The organism is Mangrovimonas spongiae (assembly GCF_003944795.1).
GTDB lineage: Bacteria > Bacteroidota > Bacteroidia > Flavobacteriales > Flavobacteriaceae > Mangrovimonas > Mangrovimonas spongiae.
Genome location: NZ_RWBG01000001.1, coordinates 326,532 through 345,992, shown reverse-complemented (window position 1 = coordinate 345,992; position 19,461 = coordinate 326,532). Strand labels below are relative to the sequence as shown.

The 19,461-nt window shown below is 34.6% G+C and carries 18 protein-coding genes; 11 read left to right on the top strand and 7 right to left on the bottom strand.

Going from position 1 to position 19,461, the window contains the following annotated elements:
- Positions 1–53: 53 nt before the first annotated feature.
- Positions 54–695: a 2OG-Fe(II) oxygenase gene (locus EJA19_RS01630; RefSeq protein WP_125466596.1), complete on the bottom strand. Its 642-nt coding sequence runs from the start codon at positions 693–695 to the stop codon at positions 54–56.
- Between the two features lie 90 nt (positions 696–785).
- Here EJA19_RS01630 and EJA19_RS01625 point away from each other — a divergent pair, with 90 nt between their 5' ends.
- The 3 genes from EJA19_RS01625 to EJA19_RS01615 are packed head-to-tail and all read left to right on the top strand — an operon-like array spanning position 786 to position 2,425.
- On the top strand, positions 786–1,235 hold the full coding sequence (locus tag EJA19_RS01625) for a 6-pyruvoyl trahydropterin synthase family protein (RefSeq protein ID WP_125466595.1): 450 nt from the start codon (positions 786–788) through the stop codon (positions 1,233–1,235).
- A 49-nt stretch (positions 1,236–1,284) separates the two neighbouring features.
- Positions 1,285–2,040, top strand: a complete 756-nt coding sequence (locus tag EJA19_RS01620; protein WP_125466594.1) for a UDP-2,3-diacylglucosamine diphosphatase — start codon at positions 1,285–1,287, stop codon at positions 2,038–2,040.
- 1 nt (position 2,041) lies between these two features.
- Positions 2,042–2,425, top strand: a complete 384-nt coding sequence (locus EJA19_RS01615; protein ID WP_125466593.1) for a hypothetical protein — start codon at positions 2,042–2,044, stop codon at positions 2,423–2,425.
- Positions 2,426–2,430: 5 nt separating this feature from the next.
- Here the strand turns inward: EJA19_RS01615 and EJA19_RS01610 are convergent, their stop codons facing one another.
- The 4 genes from EJA19_RS01610 to EJA19_RS01595 form a co-directional block, all read right to left on the bottom strand.
- Positions 2,431–3,699 carry an MFS transporter gene (locus EJA19_RS01610; protein ID WP_125466592.1) on the bottom strand — a complete coding sequence of 423 codons (1,269 nt, stop codon included), beginning with the start codon at positions 3,697–3,699 and terminating at the stop codon, positions 2,431–2,433.
- Positions 3,700–3,819: 120 nt separating this feature from the next.
- Positions 3,820–4,929 (bottom strand): OmpA family protein, encoded by a 1,110-nt coding sequence (locus EJA19_RS01605; RefSeq protein WP_125466591.1) that lies wholly within the window; start codon positions 4,927–4,929, stop codon positions 3,820–3,822.
- Positions 4,930–4,997: 68 nt separating this feature from the next.
- On the bottom strand, positions 4,998–6,680 hold the full coding sequence (recJ, locus tag EJA19_RS01600) for a single-stranded-DNA-specific exonuclease RecJ (protein ID WP_125466590.1): 1,683 nt from the start codon (positions 6,678–6,680) through the stop codon (positions 4,998–5,000).
- 6 nt (positions 6,681–6,686) lie between these two features.
- Positions 6,687–7,109 carry an OsmC family protein gene (locus tag EJA19_RS01595; RefSeq protein WP_125466589.1) on the bottom strand — a complete coding sequence of 141 codons (423 nt, stop codon included), beginning with the start codon at positions 7,107–7,109 and terminating at the stop codon, positions 6,687–6,689.
- 67 nt (positions 7,110–7,176) lie between these two features.
- Between EJA19_RS01595 and EJA19_RS01590 the strand changes: the two genes are divergently transcribed.
- Entirely contained in the window at positions 7,177–7,767 is a 591-nt protein-coding gene (locus EJA19_RS01590; protein ID WP_125466588.1) for a carboxymuconolactone decarboxylase family protein, read from the top strand.
- Positions 7,768–7,833: 66 nt separating this feature from the next.
- On the opposite strand, the gene rsmI is transcribed toward EJA19_RS01590, so the two are convergent.
- A complete protein-coding gene (rsmI, locus tag EJA19_RS01585) occupies positions 7,834–8,505 on the bottom strand; it encodes a 16S rRNA (cytidine(1402)-2'-O)-methyltransferase (RefSeq protein WP_125466587.1) in 672 nt (223 codons plus the stop codon).
- An 89-nt stretch (positions 8,506–8,594) separates the two neighbouring features.
- On the opposite strand from rsmI, the gene EJA19_RS01580 reads away from it, so the two are divergent.
- Positions 8,595–11,999 carry a DUF7933 domain-containing protein gene (locus EJA19_RS01580; RefSeq protein ID WP_125466586.1) on the top strand — a complete coding sequence of 1,135 codons (3,405 nt, stop codon included), beginning with the start codon at positions 8,595–8,597 and terminating at the stop codon, positions 11,997–11,999.
- Here EJA19_RS01580 and EJA19_RS01575 read toward each other — a convergent pair.
- On the bottom strand, positions 11,996–12,724 hold the full coding sequence (locus EJA19_RS01575; protein WP_125466585.1) for a hypothetical protein: 729 nt from the start codon (positions 12,722–12,724) through the stop codon (positions 11,996–11,998). The genes EJA19_RS01580 and EJA19_RS01575 overlap by 4 nt on opposite strands.
- 104 nt (positions 12,725–12,828) lie before the next feature.
- Between EJA19_RS01575 and EJA19_RS01570 the strand changes: the two genes are divergently transcribed.
- The 6 genes from EJA19_RS01570 to EJA19_RS01545 all read left to right on the top strand — a co-directional run bounded on the left by EJA19_RS01570 (position 12,829) and on the right by EJA19_RS01545 (position 19,452).
- Entirely contained in the window at positions 12,829–13,479 is a 651-nt protein-coding gene (locus tag EJA19_RS01570; protein WP_125466584.1) for a thymidine kinase, read from the top strand.
- Complete coding sequence (gene alr, locus EJA19_RS01565; protein ID WP_125466583.1) at positions 13,466–14,581, top strand: alanine racemase; 1,116 nt, start codon at positions 13,466–13,468, stop codon at positions 14,579–14,581. Before EJA19_RS01570 ends, alr begins: the two co-directional genes overlap by 14 nt.
- 59 nt (positions 14,582–14,640) lie before the next feature.
- Positions 14,641–15,042, top strand: a complete 402-nt coding sequence (gene mscL, locus EJA19_RS01560; RefSeq protein ID WP_125466582.1) for a large-conductance mechanosensitive channel protein MscL — start codon at positions 14,641–14,643, stop codon at positions 15,040–15,042.
- Positions 15,043–15,173: 131 nt separating this feature from the next.
- Complete coding sequence (locus tag EJA19_RS01555) at positions 15,174–16,163, top strand: aspartate-semialdehyde dehydrogenase (protein ID WP_125466581.1); 990 nt, start codon at positions 15,174–15,176, stop codon at positions 16,161–16,163.
- Between the two features lie 79 nt (positions 16,164–16,242).
- Positions 16,243–17,340, top strand: coding sequence for a hypothetical protein (locus EJA19_RS01550; protein WP_125466580.1), 1,098 nt, complete (start codon positions 16,243–16,245; stop codon positions 17,338–17,340).
- 12 nt (positions 17,341–17,352) lie between these two features.
- Positions 17,353–19,452, top strand: a complete 2,100-nt coding sequence (locus EJA19_RS01545) for an FG-GAP-like repeat-containing protein (RefSeq protein WP_125466579.1) — start codon at positions 17,353–17,355, stop codon at positions 19,450–19,452.
- Positions 19,453–19,461: the final 9 nt, after the last annotated feature.

The following is a 19,461-nucleotide window of genomic DNA, read 5'->3' as shown; positions in this document are numbered from 1 at the left end:
CGTCTTAATTATCATCTATTTTTATAACCGAAATAGAGGCCGCAGAAGATAATTTATCGTGTTTTTAACCACCCAGTAATACTAAGTCTTTTAGTATTTACAGGTTTTACTTCATGCTCTAGCAACTGACTCTCAAAAATAACCATCCTACCGGGAAATGGATAAATAACTTTTGGTATTTCTTGCCCTTCATTATTTAAATACAACACCAATTCGCCGCCATTTTCTGGCGTCCAATCTTCATCGTTTAAATAACAAACTATAGACAATTTTCGTCTATCATCATTTTGAAACGTATCTAAATGGCGTTTATAAAATGTGCCTTTAGGATAAATAGCATAATGAAACTCCTTATGCAAAATTCCCATAAAGCATGTTTTGTTTAAGTAAGCAATTAAATCGTTTACTTTAGTAAAAAATAACTGTTCGGAAGCATTTGCTTTTGCCTCATCAATCCAAAAAATTTGATCGCCACGAATAGTCTTTACAACACTCTCGTTTACTTTATTCCCTATCGCAGCTTTTTTAAAGGCATCGTCCTCTTGCTTTGCTAGTAAATCATGTCGAAGTGCATGTACTTCGGTTTCAGTAAAAAACGCTTCAACAATACTGTATTGTTGCTCCAGTAAATCTGAAATAATGCGTTCATATTGTGGATTTTCAACAAAATCCAATCGCTCAAAAAGCTCGCTCATAAACTTAAATCACAAAAAGTGTGTAAATGTAATTTAAAATCCGATTGCTTTTACAAAATCGATACCTTTGCAATGAAATTTTTTTACAACATGAGTCATATTAGAATCACTAAACTATTTTCTTTTGAAACAGGACACGCCCTTTACGGCTACGACGGAAAGTGCAAAAATGTACATGGACATAGCTATAAACTATCGGTAACTGTAATAGGAAAGCCTATTAACGATACTTCCAATGTAAAATACGGTATGGTTATCGATTTTGGTGATTTAAAAAAAATCGTGAAAGAAGATATTGTTGATGTGTTTGACCATGCTACGGTTTTTAATAAAAACACCCCGCATGTAGAACTCGCCAAAGAACTACAAGACCGCGGACACAACGTTATGTTGGTGGATTACCAACCAACAAGTGAAATGATGGTCATAGATTTTGCAAAAAAAATTAAAAAACGTTTGCCTGACAATATTAAACTACACGCTTTAAAGCTTCAGGAGACCGATACGAGTTATGCCGAATGGTACGCTTGCGATAATTAAAAATGATTTGTTATGCTAAACTTGACTTAGCATCTATTATATTTACTTCATGAATATCCCAAAAGGAAAAAAAATTTATTTTGCCTCCGATAATCACTTAGGAGCACCCAATAAAAAAACGTCGTTGCCACGCGAAAAAAAATTTGTTAACTGGTTAGACAACGTTAAACAAGATGCGGCGGCTATTTTCTTACTTGGCGATTTATTTGATTTTTGGTTTGAATATAAAACCGTTGTTCCTAAAGGATTTACCAGGACCTTAGGGAAGCTTGCCGAAATTTCGGATGCCGGTATTCCTATTTACTATTTTGTGGGCAATCATGATTTATGGATGAATGGTTATTTTGAAGAAGAATTAAACATACCTGTATACCATAAACCCAAAACATTTACGTTTAACAACAAAACCTTTTTAATTGGTCATGGTGATGGTTTAGGCCCAGGAGACAAAGGCTATAAACGTATGAAAAAAGTCTTTACAAATCCGTTTTGTAAATGGTTGTTCCGATGGTTACATCCAGATTTAGGCGTAAAATTGGCTCAATACCTTTCTGTAGAAAACAAACTTATTTCTGGTGAAGAAGATGCCAAATTCCTTGGCGAAGATAACGAGTGGTTAGTGCAATATTGCAAACGAAAAGAAGCCCAAAAACATCACGATTTTTATGTGTTTGGTCACAGACATTTGCCTCTAGAAATAAACCTCAACGAAACATCTAAATACATTAATTTAGGCGATTGGATAAACTACTATACCTATGGTGTTTTTGATGGGGATACTTTTAAACTTCATACTTTTAATTAAAATGAAAAAAAACTTATTACTACTATTAACACTCTCTTTTTTGTTTTCTTGTGCTGAAAAACCTTCCAATTGCAACGCATTTAAAACAGGCACATTTAAATACACTGGAGAATCATCATTTCCTGGTGTTATAACAAGAACGGCGTCCTCACAAATTGAAGAAGTGCCTCAAAATGGTTTAGAAGTTCATAGCGATATTGAATGGGTATCAGATTGTGAATATATTTTAACTTATACAAAAGTAGTAAGTAACACTATTGGATCAGAAGGGATTGTAGGAAAGCAAATGCATGTAACTATTTTAGAAGCCAATGAAAATACGTTTTTAATTCATGCCAAAAGTGATGCTATAGACGATAATTTAGAGCTTATCAAAATAGAGTAATTTATCTATTCTTCATCATCGTGTGCTTCAACATCTTTGGTTAAATCTAAACGTCTAAAAGATGGCGAAATTAACCCCATAGAAATTACGGTAAGTAACGTCATGGAACCACCAAAAACAACAGCAGTAACGGTTCCCATAAGTTTGGCTGTTAAACCACTTTCAAAAGCGCCTAATTCGTTAGAAGACCCAACAAACATAGAATTTACCGATGCTACACGACCACGCATATGATCGGGGGTTTTTAATTGTAGAATAGTTTGTCTAATCACTACAGAAACGCCATCAAACACACCACTAAAGAATAAAGCTATTAAGGAAATCCAAAACATTTCGGATAATCCAAAAACAATAATACTTACCCCAAACCCAAAGACCGCTCCTAGAAGCTTCAACCCAGCTTTTCTACTTAATGGAATATAGGCAGTAACTAACATGGTTATAAAAGCGCCTACTGCTGGCGCAGCACGTAATACGCCAAACCCTTGCGAACCAACCTTTAAAATATCTTGTGCAAAGACGGGTAATAATGCAACGGCTCCACCAAATAATACAGCAATCATATCTAAGGTTAATGCCCCAAGAATAGCTTTGGTACCAAAAACAAAACGTAAGCCTTCTTTTAAACTTTTACCAACAGGCTCACCTATTTTAGGGTTTAAAATAGGTTTTTTAGAAACATTTAATAAGGCTATTAAAGCAAATACTGTAAAACCAAAAATTAAGCACATAGACCAATGTACACCTATCCAATGAATAGAAAACCCTGCTAATGCTGGGCCCAAAACCGCCGCCATTTGCCATGTAGAACTGCTCCAAGTTGCCGCATTAGGATATAGTTTTTTAGGCACAATTAAAGCTACTAAAGAAAATACTGTTGGTCCAATAAAAGCCCTAACAAAACCTCCTAAAAACACTAAGAAATAGATACTGTATAAAATAAGTTTTTTATCCCAGTCTTTTATAACCAAATCCCAGGTGAGTAAAAACAAGCCCAAGCTTATTATTGAAAAGGCTAAAATACATTTAATAAGCAGGTTTCGTTTTTCCTTTTGGTCTACAACATGACCCGCAAATAACGCCATAGAAACTGCAGGAATAACCTCCATTAAACCTATAATCCCTAATGATAAAGGGTCTTTAGTTAGAGAATAAACTTCCCATTCTATGACAATAAACTGCATGGACCATGCAAAAACTAAAGCAAACCTTACTAAAAGAAAAATATTGAACTCTTTAATTCGTAGGGCTGCGTAAGGATCTTTTTTGGCCATGTCTCAAACTTATTTTGAAACGTACAAAAGTACAATATGAAATCCTGCTGAAAAAAGAATTATATTAATTTTAGCTATGATAACAAGCAGAGTGCAATTTTAAGTTATCTTATTACCGACTTACTTTTCTATTAATTTAAACGCTACCCGACGGTTAATCGCTCTGTTTTTCTCTGTGTTATTTTTTACTTTTGGTTTTGAGCTACCATAGCCAAACCACTTTATTTTTGTTTTATCTAGTCCTTTATTTATTAAATAGTCGGATACAGCTTTCGCACGTTGTTCAGATAATTCCTGATTTCTTTTATGGGTACCTACATTATCGGTATGTCCATAAATTTCAATATGTAGCTCTGGGTGTTTAATTAAATGTTCATATAAATTATTTAGTTCGTTTTTTGAAGCTTCTAATAACGTTGCTTTATCAAAGTCGAAAAGCACATTTTTAAAAGTATAGGTTTTGTCTTTTTTAAAAGAGTGTTCTTTTTCTACTGGAACTTTTATTTTTAATTCATTAGTATCCTCTCGCAATAAAGAAATCGCCACATCATCTATATAATAATAAGCCATAGGCTTAAACTTATTTCGTTCTATTTTTTCAACATCACTTTTAAAATTGCTCTCAAAATTTCCTATCAAGAAATATGTTTCAAACCCTTTTGCTTTATAGCTACATTGTATTTGCACCCATTGTGTTTTATTATTAAGGTAATTCTTATTAAAAATAGGAGCAAATGCCACATTATCTGCTCTGGCAGCAACTTTATGTGCGTTAATAACACGGTCGTAATTTATATTACTCATCTTACGGTCTAAAAAATAAACTCCAAAATGCCTAATCGCTCTATTTGACTGTTCTGAAAGACTTACATAAAATGAAATTTGATATGTTTTATCCTTTTCTAATGTTTGAGAAAGTGTTCCTTGAATATACTCTCGATAATTATCATGAGTAAATCCATAAAAACCTGCATATCCTTTTCCTGTTCTAGGGTTTTGTTGCCCATTAAAGTTTGTATATCCTACTGTTTTACTACATTTATTAAAGTAATCAGGTGTGCCTCCAGTAGGTCTTAACCAATATCTTACTCCTCTATCCTCATCAAAGCTAAAATAGCCTATGCTTTCAGGACAATTTTTAAACTCTTCAAAACTGGGGTTTTTAACTAAGTTTTGAGACAGAAGGATGGTTTGAAACAAAAAGAAAAAGGTTAATAGTTGATATTTCATTTTAGAAGAACGTAAACTTGAAAGAATTTATTTTAAACGAATTCTGAATCAAGTTCAGAATGACGGTTCTATTTTATATCTCTTAATCGTAGCTGCAAAGACACATTTCCTTTCCAATGATTTTCATCGATAGAATACACAGCTTTAAAAAGGTTTTTATTAGAGATTAGCGATAACTTCTCTCCTAAACCAAATCCAATACCAACAATTTTTTGTGCACCATTAGTTACTGTAACACGTAAATGCGACCCATCGCCAACCTGTTTTCCATAGCCTGTGTCTTGCAAATGTTCGCTCATAAAAACAGGGGTTCTATTACCTGGACCAAAAGGCGCAAATTGTTTTAGAATACGGTAAAATTTAGGCGTTATATCGCTTAAATCTATTTTAGCATCGATAGAAATTTCTGGTGTTAACAAGGTTGAATCTATTGTTTGCGAGACTTCTTCCTCGAAGGCTTGTTTAAAAGCTTCATAATTTTCTGGGTGAAGTGTTAATCCTGCGGCGTATTTATGGCCTCCAAATTGCTCGATATGTTCGCTACAAGCCTCTAAAGCATTATATACATCAAACCCAATAACCGATCGTGCTGAAGCTGCTAATTTATTACCACTTTTAGTAAATACTAGAGTTGGCCTATAATACGTTTCGGTTAATCGAGAGGCCACAATACCTATAACTCCTTTATGCCAATCTTCTTGATAAACTACTGTGGTTTTTCGGTCGGTTTCGTTTTGTTCAATAATTTGTTGAAGGGCTTCATCGGTTATACGGCTATCTTCTTCTTTTCTATCTGTATTAAAGACTTCTATTTCTGTAGCAAAAGTAGTCGCATGATTAAAATCGGTTTCTGTTAATAGGGTTACAGCATGATTGCCGTGTTTCATTCTTCCTGCAGCATTAATGCGTGGGGCTATAATAAAAACCACATCGGTAATGCTTAATTCTTCTTTTTTTACTTGAGCAATTAACGCTTTAATACCTGGTCTAGGCTGATTATTGATTACTTGTAACCCAAAATACGCCAATACCCTATTTTCTCCAGTAATAGGAACAATATCGGCTCCTATTGCAATGGCAACTAAATCTAAATAATGAGTTAGATCCTTAATGGTTTTTCCTTCATGTTTTGCCAAGGCTTGTATAAGCTTAAATCCAACACCACAACCGCAGAGCTCTTTGTAAGGATAATTACAATCGGTTCGTTTAGGGTCTAGAACAGCTACCGCTTTTGGAATGTCTTTTCCTGGTCTGTGATGGTCGCAAATAATAAAATCAATCCCTTTTTCCTTGGCATAGATGACTTTATCGACTGCTTTTATTCCACAATCTAAGGCAATAATGAGTGAAAACTCGTTGTCTTTAGCAAAATCAATGCCTTTATAAGATACACCGTAACCTTCTTGATAACGATCTGGAATATAGGTTGATACCAAATCGGTTCGTGTACGTAAGTAACTACTTAGTAACGACACTGCCGTCGTGCCATCGACATCGTAATCGCCATACACTAAAATACGTTCGTTATTAGCAAAAGCTTGTTCTATACGGGCAACAGCTTTATCCATATCTTGCATTAAGTATGGATCGTGTAAATGATTTAAACTTGGACGAAAAAACCGTTTGGCATCTTCATAAGTTTCAATACCACGCTGAACTAACAAAGTTGCTACAAATTCATCAACTTGTAAGGCATCCTGTAGTTGTAATATTTTTTGTGGTTCGGGTTTTGGCTTTAAAGTCCAACGCATAAAAACTTAATCGTTATGATAATGAATAGATGTTTTTACATTAGCAAATTTTCGAAACATTTCCATAACACCGCAATATTTATCTACTGAAAGATCTACCGCTTTTTTTATTTTTTTTTCATCTAGATGATTTCCATAAAAATGATATTCTACAGAAACAGTATGGTAATATTTAGGATGCTCTTCGGTAAGTTCGCCATAAGTGTCTATCCTAAAATCTGAGATTTTCACTTTCATTTTATCTAAAATAGACACCACATCCAATCCAGAGCAACCCGCCAAAGAAGACAACATTAGTGCTTTAGGACGTAAGCCTGAATTATGCCCACCATGCTCTTCTGAAGTGTCTATAAACAGGGTTTTACCGCTTGGGTTATCTGATTCAAATTGCGAGTTTCCTTTCCAATGAGTTGTGACTTTATGAGACATCTTTAAATAAATTTTTGTTACTTGTTCTATCAAAAATACTATATAAAAACTTAAAAACTAAGTACACATGCCATTAGTTTCTCCGCTATCTCCCGACCACGATTTAGAAACCCAACAACTTGCCGAGTTTTTTAACGAAACGCTTGGGTTTTGCCCTAATTCGGTATTAACCATGCAACACCGACCTGCGATTTCCAAAGCGTTTATTAATTTAAACAAAGCGGTAATGGCCAACGAAGGTCGTGTTACCTCTGCCTTAAAACGTATGATTGCTTGGGTTAGCAGTAATGCAGCAGGTTGTAGATATTGTCAGGCACACGCTATTCGTGCTGCAGAACGCTATGGCGCCGAACAGGAACAGTTAGATAATATTTGGGACTACAAAACTCACCCTTCTTTTTCTGATGCGGAACGCGCTGCGTTGGATTTTGCTCTAGCAGCTTCGGTAATTCCTAATACTGTGGATGAAAAAATTACATCTAATCTTTACACCTATTGGGATGAAGGTGAGATTGTAGAAATGTTAGGTGTTATTTCATTGTTTGGCTACCTTAACCGTTGGAATGATAGTATGGGAACATCAATTGAAAATGGTGCTGTAGAAAGTGGCGAGCAGTATTTAAGAAAACATGGTTGGGAGAAAGGAAAGCATGTTTAGATTGCTCCAAAAACTTTTATAGCTAATCAAAAAAGATGCTGAAACAAGTTTAGGAGGACATTAGGATTACTTTCTCCCGCCAACCACAATAACAATTTCACCTTTTGGTGGTTTATTAGTGTAATGGTCTAAAACGTCTCGGGCTGTTCCTCTTATGGTTTCTTCGTATAACTTTGTAAGTTCTCTAGATACCGACACTTGTCTATCTTCACCAAGATACTCACAAAAATGAGTAAGCGTTTTTATAAGCTTATGCGGACTTTCGTAAAAAATCATGGTTCGGGTTTCTTCAGCCAATAGTTTTAATCGGGTTTGGCGCCCTTTTTTTACTGGTAAAAAGCCTTCAAAAACAAACTTGTCGTTTGGTAATCCGCTGTTTACTAATGCTGGCACAAAAGCTGTGGCGCCTGGTAAACACTCTACATCTATATTGTTTTCAACACAGGCACGTGTAAGTAAAAATCCAGGATCGGAGATTGCAGGCGTTCCTGCATCGCTTATTAAGGCCATTGTTATACCACTTTTTAGTTTATTAATTAGGCTTTCTACCGTTTTATGCTCGTTATGCATATGGTGCGATTGCGTAGGAGTAGAAATTTCGAAATGCTTTAATAACTTACCCGATGTTCGTGTGTCCTCGGCAAGGATTAAATCAACTTCCTTTAAAACTTCAACAGCTCTAAAAGTCATATCTTTTAAATTTCCTATGGGTGTGGGAACAATGTAAAGTTTGCTCATAAAATGTATAATAACATTCAAATTTACAATCTTTTTATAGTATTTTCACGCAACCATACAGGTTTATTACCATCTATTTAAAAACAGATATGTTAAGAATAATTGTACTTTTCGTTTTTCTTGTATTAAATTCTACTAATATTTTTTCTCAAACAACCGATTTGGCTATATCTGTTGAAGCTCAAGACCTTTTAGGTAATGATATTTCGCAAGCCTACATTTTTGAAGAATTTCAATATTTAGTGACTATAAGCAACATAGGAAACAGTACCGAAAATGCTATTTTTTCTCAAACCATAAATGGAAATGCTAGTATTGTTTCTGTTATTAGTCAAAACGCAACAAATGGCGCTAGTTTAATAACCAACTTTAACATAGATCAAGATAATATTATTACAGGAACTATAAGTAATTTTCCTGCTGCTTCAAGCATAGAGGTATTAGTTACTGTAATTGCTCCCGAAATTATTGGAGGCATTGCTACAGAAGCTTCTATAACTCCTAATAATGAAACAACAGACAATAACAATAGTAATAATATTTCTATAATATCAATAGATATTGTAGATGTTGTTATCGACTTTACTATTAATCAAGAACAAATACAACCTGAAGAAGGCACGCCAATTTCGACATGGGGCGATACGGTAACATATCAATTTACGATTACTAATAATAGTTCGATTGCATACCCTCTAGATGAATTTTACGCCTATTTAAGTTTGATATCACCACAGATTTTTGGTGAAGCTTTGGTTGAGGTCTTATCGGTAAATTGTATCGAATCTACTAATGGGACAGCTTGTATATCTAACTTTAATATGCCCGATGAACCCGTTTTAGTTAATAACGCTACAGGTAGCTTAATGTTTTCTACATCTAACACACACATATTCCAACCTAATAGTGCAATAACTATCGAGGCTGTTTACCGTTTTTTAGAACCTGAATGTGCTATACAAATAGATAACCCTCTAGAGGTAGAAAGTGGCGGAGCTCTAGTTCTTAACCACAGTAATATGTCTTCTAATGAGTCTAACCCTATTCAAACGGAGCTTATCGAAGCTACGCAATGCCAACAAACAGATCTTTGTATAGAAACAATACAACTCTCTCCTACTATTGGGCAAACTATTTCTTGGGGAGAAGAAATGGTTTTCGAAACAACTATTTGTAATAATGGGCCATTAGAAGTAGATGCTCAAGCTAACCTAAGGAATGTCTCTGATGAGAATGTAAACTGGGAAATTGTTTCAGTTACGTGTATCGAAAGTTCTTCAACACTTCCATGTAATTTATTATCTCTTAATATTGGATTACAAAATTGGGTTAGTAATATATTTAATATTCCTGTTGGAGAATTTTATGTTATAGAAACTACAGTAAGGTTTTTAGAGCCTGATTGTGTAATTAATTCTGGCACTATAGATGGTATTGTTAGATCTGGAATTGCCATAGAAACCAATGGCATTAGTGATAGCTATTTCAATAATAATTTTGATTATGATTATTTTGATTTGTCTCAAGGTAATGTCGAGCTTTGCGATACTTCTGACATAGAAGTAACCAAAACACAGGTTTACCCAGAACCTCCAGAAGGCTCTGGTACCGATAATACAACTGCTTGGGCAACTCCTATAACTTACGAAATAACCGTTTCCAATCTTAGTGAGACAGATATTACTATAGAACTTAAAGACTTTATTAATTCTGGAGCGATTAACTCTGCTAGCTTACAATCTGTCGAATGTGTTTCAACCACTGGAACCGCACAATGTTTCTCTATAGATCATGCTAATATAAATGTTGAACTTGATGGCATATCAGACAATGATGGAAACCCTGATCTATTTTGGGAAATCCTTCCAGAAGACGGTTGGGCTTTACCCGCAAATAGCTCGGTAACTTTTTTAACAGAAGTATTGTGGTCTCCAAAATGTGCAACTCCAGAAATTACTGCCGAAAATAAAGTTACAGTGTATCCTAATGAAAATTTAATAGAGCCTAATACTAGTAATAACGAAGCTACTGTAACGACTTATTTTGCACCTTGTATAGATTTAGTTGTGCAAACCTTTCCTGAGTTTCCAACTGTTACTACAAACCAACCATTTAATTGGGTGGTTGATGTTACTAATAGCGTAACAAGCTCTGAGGCTATTAATGTCCTTTTCGAAAACACGCTAGAAGCACCTTTTACTATTGTTGGTACGCCTATTTGTCAAGTTACTTCAGGTAATGCTACTTGCATAAACAGTTTTACGGTTTCAGATAATTTTATTTCTGGTATTATTCCAAGTATGGAAGCAAATTCTACAGTTAGAGTATTTATTCCTGTTGAAGCACCAAGTTATGGCGGTGTATTTATTAACACATCCGAAGCAATACCTAATATTATAAACAATGAAGAGTTAACACCTGAAACCAATATCTCTATTAGTAGTGTTAGAGTTTCTGCACCAAATGTTATAAAATCTTTTACACCAGAAGAAATTTATGTTGGTGAAGAGAGTGTTTTAACTTTTACCGTTACTAATATCTCTTCTAATGAAGAACAGAATAATATTTCTTTTACAGACATCTTGCCTCCAAATATTTTAATAAATGGCGATGTTTCTTGGGAAACCAGTAATGGTTGCACCGCTACATTTACAGCAAATATTGGCACTAACTCTTTCCAAGTAACAAACTTATATTTTCCAGAAGGCGTATCATCTTGTACGTTCTCTGTACCTGTTACCTCAAACACATCTGGTTTTTACACTAATAGTAGCAGTAATTTTACTAATCAAGTAAATATCGACACCTCTCAAGCCCATGCTACATTAAATGTTTTAGAAGATACATCAGATGTCGATGTTGCCGTTGAAAAAACAGTTTCTCAAGAAGATGTTTCTTTAGGAGACACTATTACTTTTACAATTTCAGCAACAAACTTGGGAACTACTCAGGCTACTAATATAGAAATTTATGATCTCCTACCTAATGGGTATAGCTTTATTGATTTTTCAACTAGTCTAGGCGTTTATAACTTAAACACTTCTATATGGAGTTTACCTTCGTTATTACCTAATCAATCTGAAACATTAACCATAACGGCTCAAGTAGTATCATCTAATAATCTTTTAAACACAGCATTACTACAATCACTTGATCAGCCTGATAGAAACACAGAAAACAACGAAGATTCTGCCTCTGTATCAGTAGATGGATGCCTTGTTATTCCTGAATTAATTACACCAAATAACGATGGTTTTAATGATGCCTTAGTCATTCCTTGCTTAGAGGATTACACAAATCATATTAAAATATTTAACAGATATGGTGTTTTAGTTTTTGAAACATCCAATTATTTAAATAACTGGAACGGAACATCCAACCAAGGATTGTTACACAAAAAAGATAATAAATTACCTGTAGGCACGTATTATTATATTTTAAATATAGAAGGACAAAGTAACCCTATTATTGGATGGATTTACCTTAATTACTAATTAAACTTACTTTCTATAATTTGCATGAAGCGCTCTTCAAATTCTTCTTTACCTTCCCAGTTGTTATAATCTGGTTTTACCATGTTTTGAATTAGCTCTTCGGCCTCGGTATAATTAGAGGTCGTATTTAATTGTGATAAGACGCGGTCGTAATCTTCACTTTCGCCATTAAACAAGTGCTTAATAAAGGCTATTTTATCGTTAAGCCCAATATTAATACCTTTTTTTAATTTATCGTTTAACGATTTTTTTTGCTTCGTTTGTTTTGATACAGGCTCAAAAACTGGAACTTCTTTAAAATCGGCTGTTATTTCCTCAAGGTCGTTCTTATGGTACTTCTTTTTCGGAATTGCTTTTTCAAACACCTCATCTACTTGTTGCGATTCGTGAGGCATTTGGGCTACCATATCTTTAATTTTTTCTATAGCTGGCTCCATAATGCCTTCATCATCATTATCATCTAGATTAATGTAAACTTTATCCTCAACTTCAATTGTATCACTTACTTTATTATTAAAGGCTACATCTAGCATATCAAAAAACGACGAATCGCTGCCTATCGTTGGCAACTCATCATCTAAATTTTCTTTTGCAAACTTTAAAACAGTTAGTTTTTCGTAAAGTTTGGCCACTTCTTTATGCATTTTATCTATATCGTCTTGTCCCTTTAACTTGAGTATTCTATGTGCAATACTCATTAGTTCTGCTTCAAGTTTCTTCTTCATAACTTTTAAAATTTATTGCAATTTATGCTTTTGTTTTTTAATAAATTTACGCCACCTTTATACAAAAAACGAATATCAACGGGCTTTAGTGCTAAAATTACAAAATGTTTCTCGAAAACACAGTAAATCATAAAGAACAATTTGGCTGGATAGAAGTTATTTGCGGATCTATGTTTTCTGGTAAAACCGAAGAGCTAATTCGCAGATTAAAACGTGCAAAATTTGCCAGACAAAAAGTAGAAATCTTTAAACCAGCTATTGATGTAAGGTACGATGAAGATATGGTGGTGTCTCACGACTCTAATGAAATTAGATCTACGCCTGTTCCTGCTGCTGCCAACATTCCTATTCTTGCCGATGGTTGCGATGTTATAGGAATTGACGAAGCCCAGTTTTTCGATGATGAAATTGTACGTGTTTGTAACGATTTAGCGAATAAAGGTATTCGTGTTATTGTTGCTGGATTAGACATGGATTTTAAAGGTAATCCTTTTGGCCCTATGCCCTATTTAATGGCAACAGCAGAATATGTTACTAAAGTACATGCTATTTGCACTAAAACAGGAAATCTTGCTAATTACAGCTATAGGAAATCTAAAAGCGATGATTTGGTTTTACTTGGTGAAGTTGACGAATACGAACCTTTAAGTCGTGCCGCTTTTTTTAAATCATTACAACGCGATAAAGTAAGAAATATGAATGTGAATGATGCCGAAGATCTGTCTCCTGAACAAACTAATAATGATACCAAATAATAAAATAAGGGAAACTACTTTATTTATTGATTTTAATGCGTTAGAACACAATTACAATTATTTAAAATCAAAACTACAGCCTAATACAAAATTCTTAGCTGTTGTTAAAGCATTTGCTTATGGTAACGATGCACAAGCTGTGGCAAAAAAACTGCAAGATTTAGGTGTTGATTACTTTGCTGTAGCTTATACTAGCGAAGGTGTTGCACTAAGAGATGCTGGAATAACTAAACCCATTTTGGTATTACACCCTCAATCTGTAAACTTTAAAACCATAATTGAACGTTGCCTAGAACCAAGCCTTTACAGCCATTTTGTTTTAGATGAATTTATACAAGTAGCCACAGATCTTAACCAGAGTAATTACCCTATTCACCTTAAATTTAATACAGGTCTTAACCGTTTAGGGTTCGATATGGAAGATGTTACAACAATTGCCTCAACATTAAAAACCTCGAAAGCGGTAAAAACAGCATCGTTATTTTCACATTTAGCAGCAAGTGAAGATTTAAACGAAAAACCATTCACACTATCGCAAATAAATAACTTTAACAATATCTGTTCTACTTTTAAAAACAAAACAGGCCACATGCCTTGGCGACATATTTGTAACACTTCTGGTATTTTAAACTACCCTGAAGCCCATTTTGATATGGTAAGGAGCGGTATTGGTTTATATGGCTTTGGTAACTCGACTAAAGAAAACAAACATTTTTTACCCATTGGAAGTCTAAAAACCTTAATATCTCAAATTCATACCTTAAAACCTGGTGAAAGTTTAGGCTATAACAGAGGCTTTATTGCACAAAAAACCACAAAAACAGCCACATTGCCCATTGGTCATGCCGATGGTATTGGAAGACAATACGGCCACGGTAAAGGTTATGTTCTTATAAATGGTAAGAAAGCTTACATTATAGGAAATGTATGTATGGATATGATCATGGTTGATATTACTCATATTGATTGCCAAGAAGGTGATAGCGTTATTCTATTTGATAAAAGTTACACAGCCGAAGATTTTGGGCAAACTACAGAAACCATTTCTTACGAAGTTATAACCAGTATTTCAAAACGAATAAAACGAGTTTTTATAGAATAAGCTCCATGATTTAAGAAAAATACCTATTTTAGATTTATACTAACTATAAAACAATAATCATGTTAAAAGAATTTAAAGCATTTGCCATGAAAGGCAATTTAATCGACATTGCTGTTGGTTTTGTAATGGGTGCAGCATTTAACAAAGTTGTTACCTCTTTCACCGGTGGAATTGTTTCACCATTAATTGGTTTAATATTCAATTCAGACTTCAAAGAGTTAAAATATATCATCACAGAAGGTGTTGCTAATGCCGAAGGTGTTGTAGAAGGTGAAGTTGCTGTACATTGGGGTGCTTTCCTTACAAACGTTATCGATTTTATTATTGTTGCTTTTGTTATGTTTATGGTTGTAAAAGGCGCTAATAAAATGAAGAAAAAAGAAGAACCTGCTCCAGAAGCTCCTAAAGGGCCAACCGATAACGAATTATTATCTGAAATACGTGATTTGTTAAAAAAATAACAGACAGTTAAAAATATAACATATCAAAATTTCTTGTTAAAAAGCCCTTGTTAACCAAAAACAAGGGCTTTTTTCATATTATAAAATCGAATTAATACTTAGTTTTGCCTTAAAATTCAAATTAAAAAATCATGAAAGTAGCAGTTGTTGGCGCCACAGGTATGGTAGGCGAAGTTATGTTAAAAGTCTTGGAAGAAAGAGACTTTCCAGTTAGCGAGCTAATTCCCGTAGCATCAGAAAAAAGTGTCGGTAAAACAATTACATTTAAAGATAAAGACTACTCTGTTATTGGACTTTCAACGGCTGTTAGCCTAAAGCCAGATATCGCTTTATTTTCAGCTGGCGGAAGCACCTCTTTAGAGTGGGCACCGAAATTTGCCGAAGTTGGCACGACTGTTATCGATAATTCTTCAGCTTGGAGAATGGATCAAACTAAAAAATTAATTGTTCCAGAAATTAATGCTAATACATTAACAACAGACGATAAAATAATAGCCAATCCCAATTGCTCTACGATACAAATGGTTATGGCTTTAGCACCTTTACATGAAAAATATACCATTAAACGTATTGTTGTATCAACCTATCAATCTGTTTCTGGAACAGGTGTAAAAGCAGTTCAGCAACTAGATAATGAAATGCAAGGTATTAAAGGAGATATAGCCTATCCATACCAAATACACCGTAATGCCATACCACATTGCGATGTTTTTGAAAACAATGGCTATACTAAAGAGGAAATGAAACTAGTTCGTGAAACACAAAAAATTTTAAACGACAAAACGATTGCTGTAACAGCTACAGCTGTTAGAATACCAACCTCTGGCGGACATAGCGAATCTGTAAATGTTCAGTTTGAAAACGATTATAATATAGAAGACATAAAACACATTTTATCACAAACAAAAGGTATTATCCTACAAGACAACCCTAGCTCTAATACATATCCAATGGCTATTCATGCTCATGGAAAAGACGATGTTTTTGTTGGGCGATTAAGACGAGACGAATCGCTACCTAACACATTAAATATGTGGATTGTTGCCGATAATTTAAGAAAAGGGGCTGCTACAAATACTGTGCAAATTGCCGAGTTCTTAAAAAAACAAGGGCTTATATAAATATTTTCTCATAAAAACGCTCGATTTAACGCTTTTTTAATAAATTTATAACCCTTAATTTACTAGGGTTATAAATTTCATGTTAAAAAAGTATATTTTCACCCCCTTTATTCTTGGGATAGCGTTATTTTTTTCGTGTTCCTCTGATAGTAACGATTATATTGAAAAACCCGAGAACGGGCAAACATCTCCTGTGGTTTTTGATATAGATAATGTCCCTTATCAAAATCTTTCCGATTATCATTTTTTTGAAGGCGACATATCCAACCTTCAACCTGTTTATGGTGTTATACCATATAATTTAATTAATCCGTTATTTAGCGATTATGCTAAAAAACAACGGTTTGTATGGATGCCCGAAAATGCTTCTGCAAACTATATTTCCGACGGAGAGATACTAGATTTTCCAGAAGGAGCTATTTTAATTAAAAACTTCTATTACAATAACGTACTTCCAGGAAATACTAAAAAAATTATAGAAACACGTTTAATGATAAAAAAACCTAGCGAATGGGTTTTTGCCAATTATGTCTGGAATGAGGAACAGGATGAAGCTTTTCTTGATTTAGATGGTAGCTTTCAAAACTTTCAATGGAATGATGAGTCTGGAAACCTTAATACTGTAAATTACAGAGTACCATCTGGTGCAGAATGCCACACCTGTCATAAATATGGAGAAGTTTCTATTCCAATTGGGCCAAAACCAAGAAATTTAAATACGAGCTACACCTATTCCGATGGGGTAAAAAACCAAATCCAAAAATGGCAGGAATTTGGATATCTAAACAATATTTCTTCAGAAGACATCAACGCTATGCCTAGTTGGGAAGACACCAATGTTTCTTTGGAGTTAAGAGCTCGAGCTTATTTAGATATTAATTGTGCGCATTGCCATTCAGAACAAGCACATTGTGCATATCGCCCTGTACGTTTCGATTTTGAATCTTCAGAAAACTCAACAAACCAAGGTGTTTGCATAGAACCCGACACCGACTTAGGCGTTGGTTTAACGCATATTGTAACTCCAGGAAACCCAGGTAGATCTGTAATGCATTATCGCATTAGTGCTACCGATGAGTCTGTAAGAATGCCCCTTTTAGGAAGAACATTAGTACACCAAGAAGGTGTCACTTTAATAGAAAACTGGATAGCCAGTTTAAATACTAATTGCAACTAAACTATAATAATTATGAAAAAACAACTACTTTTTATCCTTGCTATATTAGCAACTTGTTTTGCTAATGCTCAAGCAGGATATACTTGTAACGAAGCTATATCTGTTTCGGCTCATGACACCAATACGGTGACTGTTCCTGGGATTATAGGAACAGAAATACCTACACCTGTTTGTGCAGGTAATGGAACAACCAATACTACAGGTGGTTATTGGTATATCTTCCAGCCATCAGTTTCTACAACTTATACCTTAACTACCGATTTAGCAGTAAACTCTGGAGGAGATACACGCATGCACGTCTATACTGGAAACTGCGGATCATTAACTTGTGTTGCTGGTGATGATGATAGCGGTGATATTGGCAATGGGTATTTATCTTACCTAGAATTTAATGCCACTTCCGGGACAACATACTATATTGCTTTTGATGATAGATGGAGTGCTAGTGGTTTTGAATTTATGCTAACAGAAGGGTCTCAAGTCCCACCACCAGAACCAGGTGAGTTTGTTTTTATTGAAGACCCAGGTGTTTCAATGACTGGTGGGTCTTCTTATGCTTTTGTAGATATGAACAATGACGGTTTTGACGACTTAGTAAGAGCGTCTTCTTCAAGTGTTGATATTAATTATCAAACAGACACAGGGTTTTTATATCAATCGCACACAATAAGTGCTGATAATGGCCCAACTTGGAGTATTGCAGCAGGTGATTTAGATGCCAATGGATATAACGATTTAGTTTTTGGTGGCGGTAATGGTGTTTCAATAATAACAGCTAATAGTGATGGTAGTGCGTATTCAGAAAGTTATGCTACTACTAGTTATGTGTTTTCACAACGTTCAAATTTTGTCGATATTAATAACGATGGTAATCTAGATGCTTTTGTATGTCATGATATAGATCAAAATGTTTATTTTATAAATGATGGTAGTGGCAATGTTACCTTTTATCAAGGCGCATCTACCGCCATACCTAACGGACTTGGCACACACAACAGCGGTGGAAATTATGGTACTGTTTGGATAGATTTTGATAACGACCGAGACATTGATATGTTTATTGCTAAATGCCGTGGTGGAGACATTACTCATAAAATTAACGAATTATGGCGTAACGATGGTAATGGCGTTTTCACCAATGTTGCAGATTTAGGTTACTACCAAAGCAATTATCCAGAACAAGGTCATAACAACAGTTCTAACCTTGGAGACCCAGTACAAACATGGTCTTCTGCTTGGGCAGATTATGACAACGATGGTGATATGGATGTTTATGTTGGTGCTAGTTCTGCTGCTGATGGATCCCACAAATTTATGATTAATAATGGTGATGGCACATTTACTGATGCCACAGCAAATGCTGGTGTAGGCAGCGCTCCTTATGGTATAGAAAATGCTCCAGGTGATTTTAATAATGATGGATATGTAGATATTCTTAGTAATGGACAGATTTTACTAAACGATGGTGACAACTCTTTTACAATACACCAAACAGATATGCCACCAAGTGGTGCCATTGGTGATGCCAATGATGATGGTTTTTTAGATGTCTTTAGAGGTTCGCTTTACTTAAATAATGGCGGAAACGGAAACAATTATATAAAAATTAAAACCGTTGGAACGGCTAGTAACCTTAATGGTATAGGTGCTAGAATAGAACTACATACAAATTCTGGTGTTCAAATTAGAGATGTAAGAAGTGGCGAAGGTTTTGAGTTTATGAGTTCGCTAAATACACATTTTGGACTTGGTACAGAAACTACCATAAATAATGTAACCATTTATTGGCCTTCAGGAACTGTTGATGTGTTTACAGATGTAGATATTAATACCTTAAATGTTTTTGTAGAAGGGAACTCTTTATCTATTGAAGATGAAACACTAACAGATTTAAACATCTATCCAAACCCCGTTAAAAACACCATTTACTTTAAAACTGATGGAGAGGTCGTAAATAAAATAGCCACAGTTTTTGATATTAATGGTAAAATTGTTCAAAACGAACGATTAGAGCAAAATCACTTAGATGTTTCAAACCTATCAACTGGTCTCTATATTTTAAGGCTTGAAAAAAACGGAAAAACTATGACACGAAAATTTGTGAAGAAATAAACAAAAAAG

Coding starts and splice junctions, on each gene's coding strand:
- EJA19_RS01620 (WP_125466594.1), top strand. CDS start 1,285: ATGAATATCCCAAAAGGAAAAAAAATTTATTTTGCCTCCGATAATCAC.
- EJA19_RS01625 (WP_125466595.1), top strand. CDS start 786: ATGAGTCATATTAGAATCACTAAACTATTTTCTTTTGAAACAGGACAC.
- mscL (WP_125466582.1), top strand. CDS start 14,641: ATGTTAAAAGAATTTAAAGCATTTGCCATGAAAGGCAATTTAATCGAC.
- EJA19_RS01595 (WP_125466589.1), bottom strand. CDS start 7,109: ATGTCTCATAAAGTCACAACTCATTGGAAAGGAAACTCGCAATTTGAA.
- EJA19_RS01555 (WP_125466581.1), top strand. CDS start 15,174: ATGAAAGTAGCAGTTGTTGGCGCCACAGGTATGGTAGGCGAAGTTATG.
- EJA19_RS01545 (WP_125466579.1), top strand. CDS start 17,353: ATGAAAAAACAACTACTTTTTATCCTTGCTATATTAGCAACTTGTTTT.
- alr (WP_125466583.1), top strand. CDS start 13,466: ATGATACCAAATAATAAAATAAGGGAAACTACTTTATTTATTGATTTT.
- recJ (WP_125466590.1), bottom strand. CDS start 6,680: ATGCGTTGGACTTTAAAGCCAAAACCCGAACCACAAAAAATATTACAA.
- rsmI (WP_125466587.1), bottom strand. CDS start 8,505: ATGAGCAAACTTTACATTGTTCCCACACCCATAGGAAATTTAAAAGAT.
- EJA19_RS01570 (WP_125466584.1), top strand. CDS start 12,829: ATGTTTCTCGAAAACACAGTAAATCATAAAGAACAATTTGGCTGGATA.
- EJA19_RS01550 (WP_125466580.1), top strand. CDS start 16,243: ATGTTAAAAAAGTATATTTTCACCCCCTTTATTCTTGGGATAGCGTTA.
- EJA19_RS01615 (WP_125466593.1), top strand. CDS start 2,042: ATGAAAAAAAACTTATTACTACTATTAACACTCTCTTTTTTGTTTTCT.
- EJA19_RS01580 (WP_125466586.1), top strand. CDS start 8,595: ATGTTAAGAATAATTGTACTTTTCGTTTTTCTTGTATTAAATTCTACT.
- EJA19_RS01605 (WP_125466591.1), bottom strand. CDS start 4,929: ATGAAATATCAACTATTAACCTTTTTCTTTTTGTTTCAAACCATCCTT.
- EJA19_RS01590 (WP_125466588.1), top strand. CDS start 7,177: ATGCCATTAGTTTCTCCGCTATCTCCCGACCACGATTTAGAAACCCAA.
- EJA19_RS01630 (WP_125466596.1), bottom strand. CDS start 695: ATGAGCGAGCTTTTTGAGCGATTGGATTTTGTTGAAAATCCACAATAT.
- EJA19_RS01610 (WP_125466592.1), bottom strand. CDS start 3,699: ATGGCCAAAAAAGATCCTTACGCAGCCCTACGAATTAAAGAGTTCAAT.
- EJA19_RS01575 (WP_125466585.1), bottom strand. CDS start 12,724: ATGAAGAAGAAACTTGAAGCAGAACTAATGAGTATTGCACATAGAATA.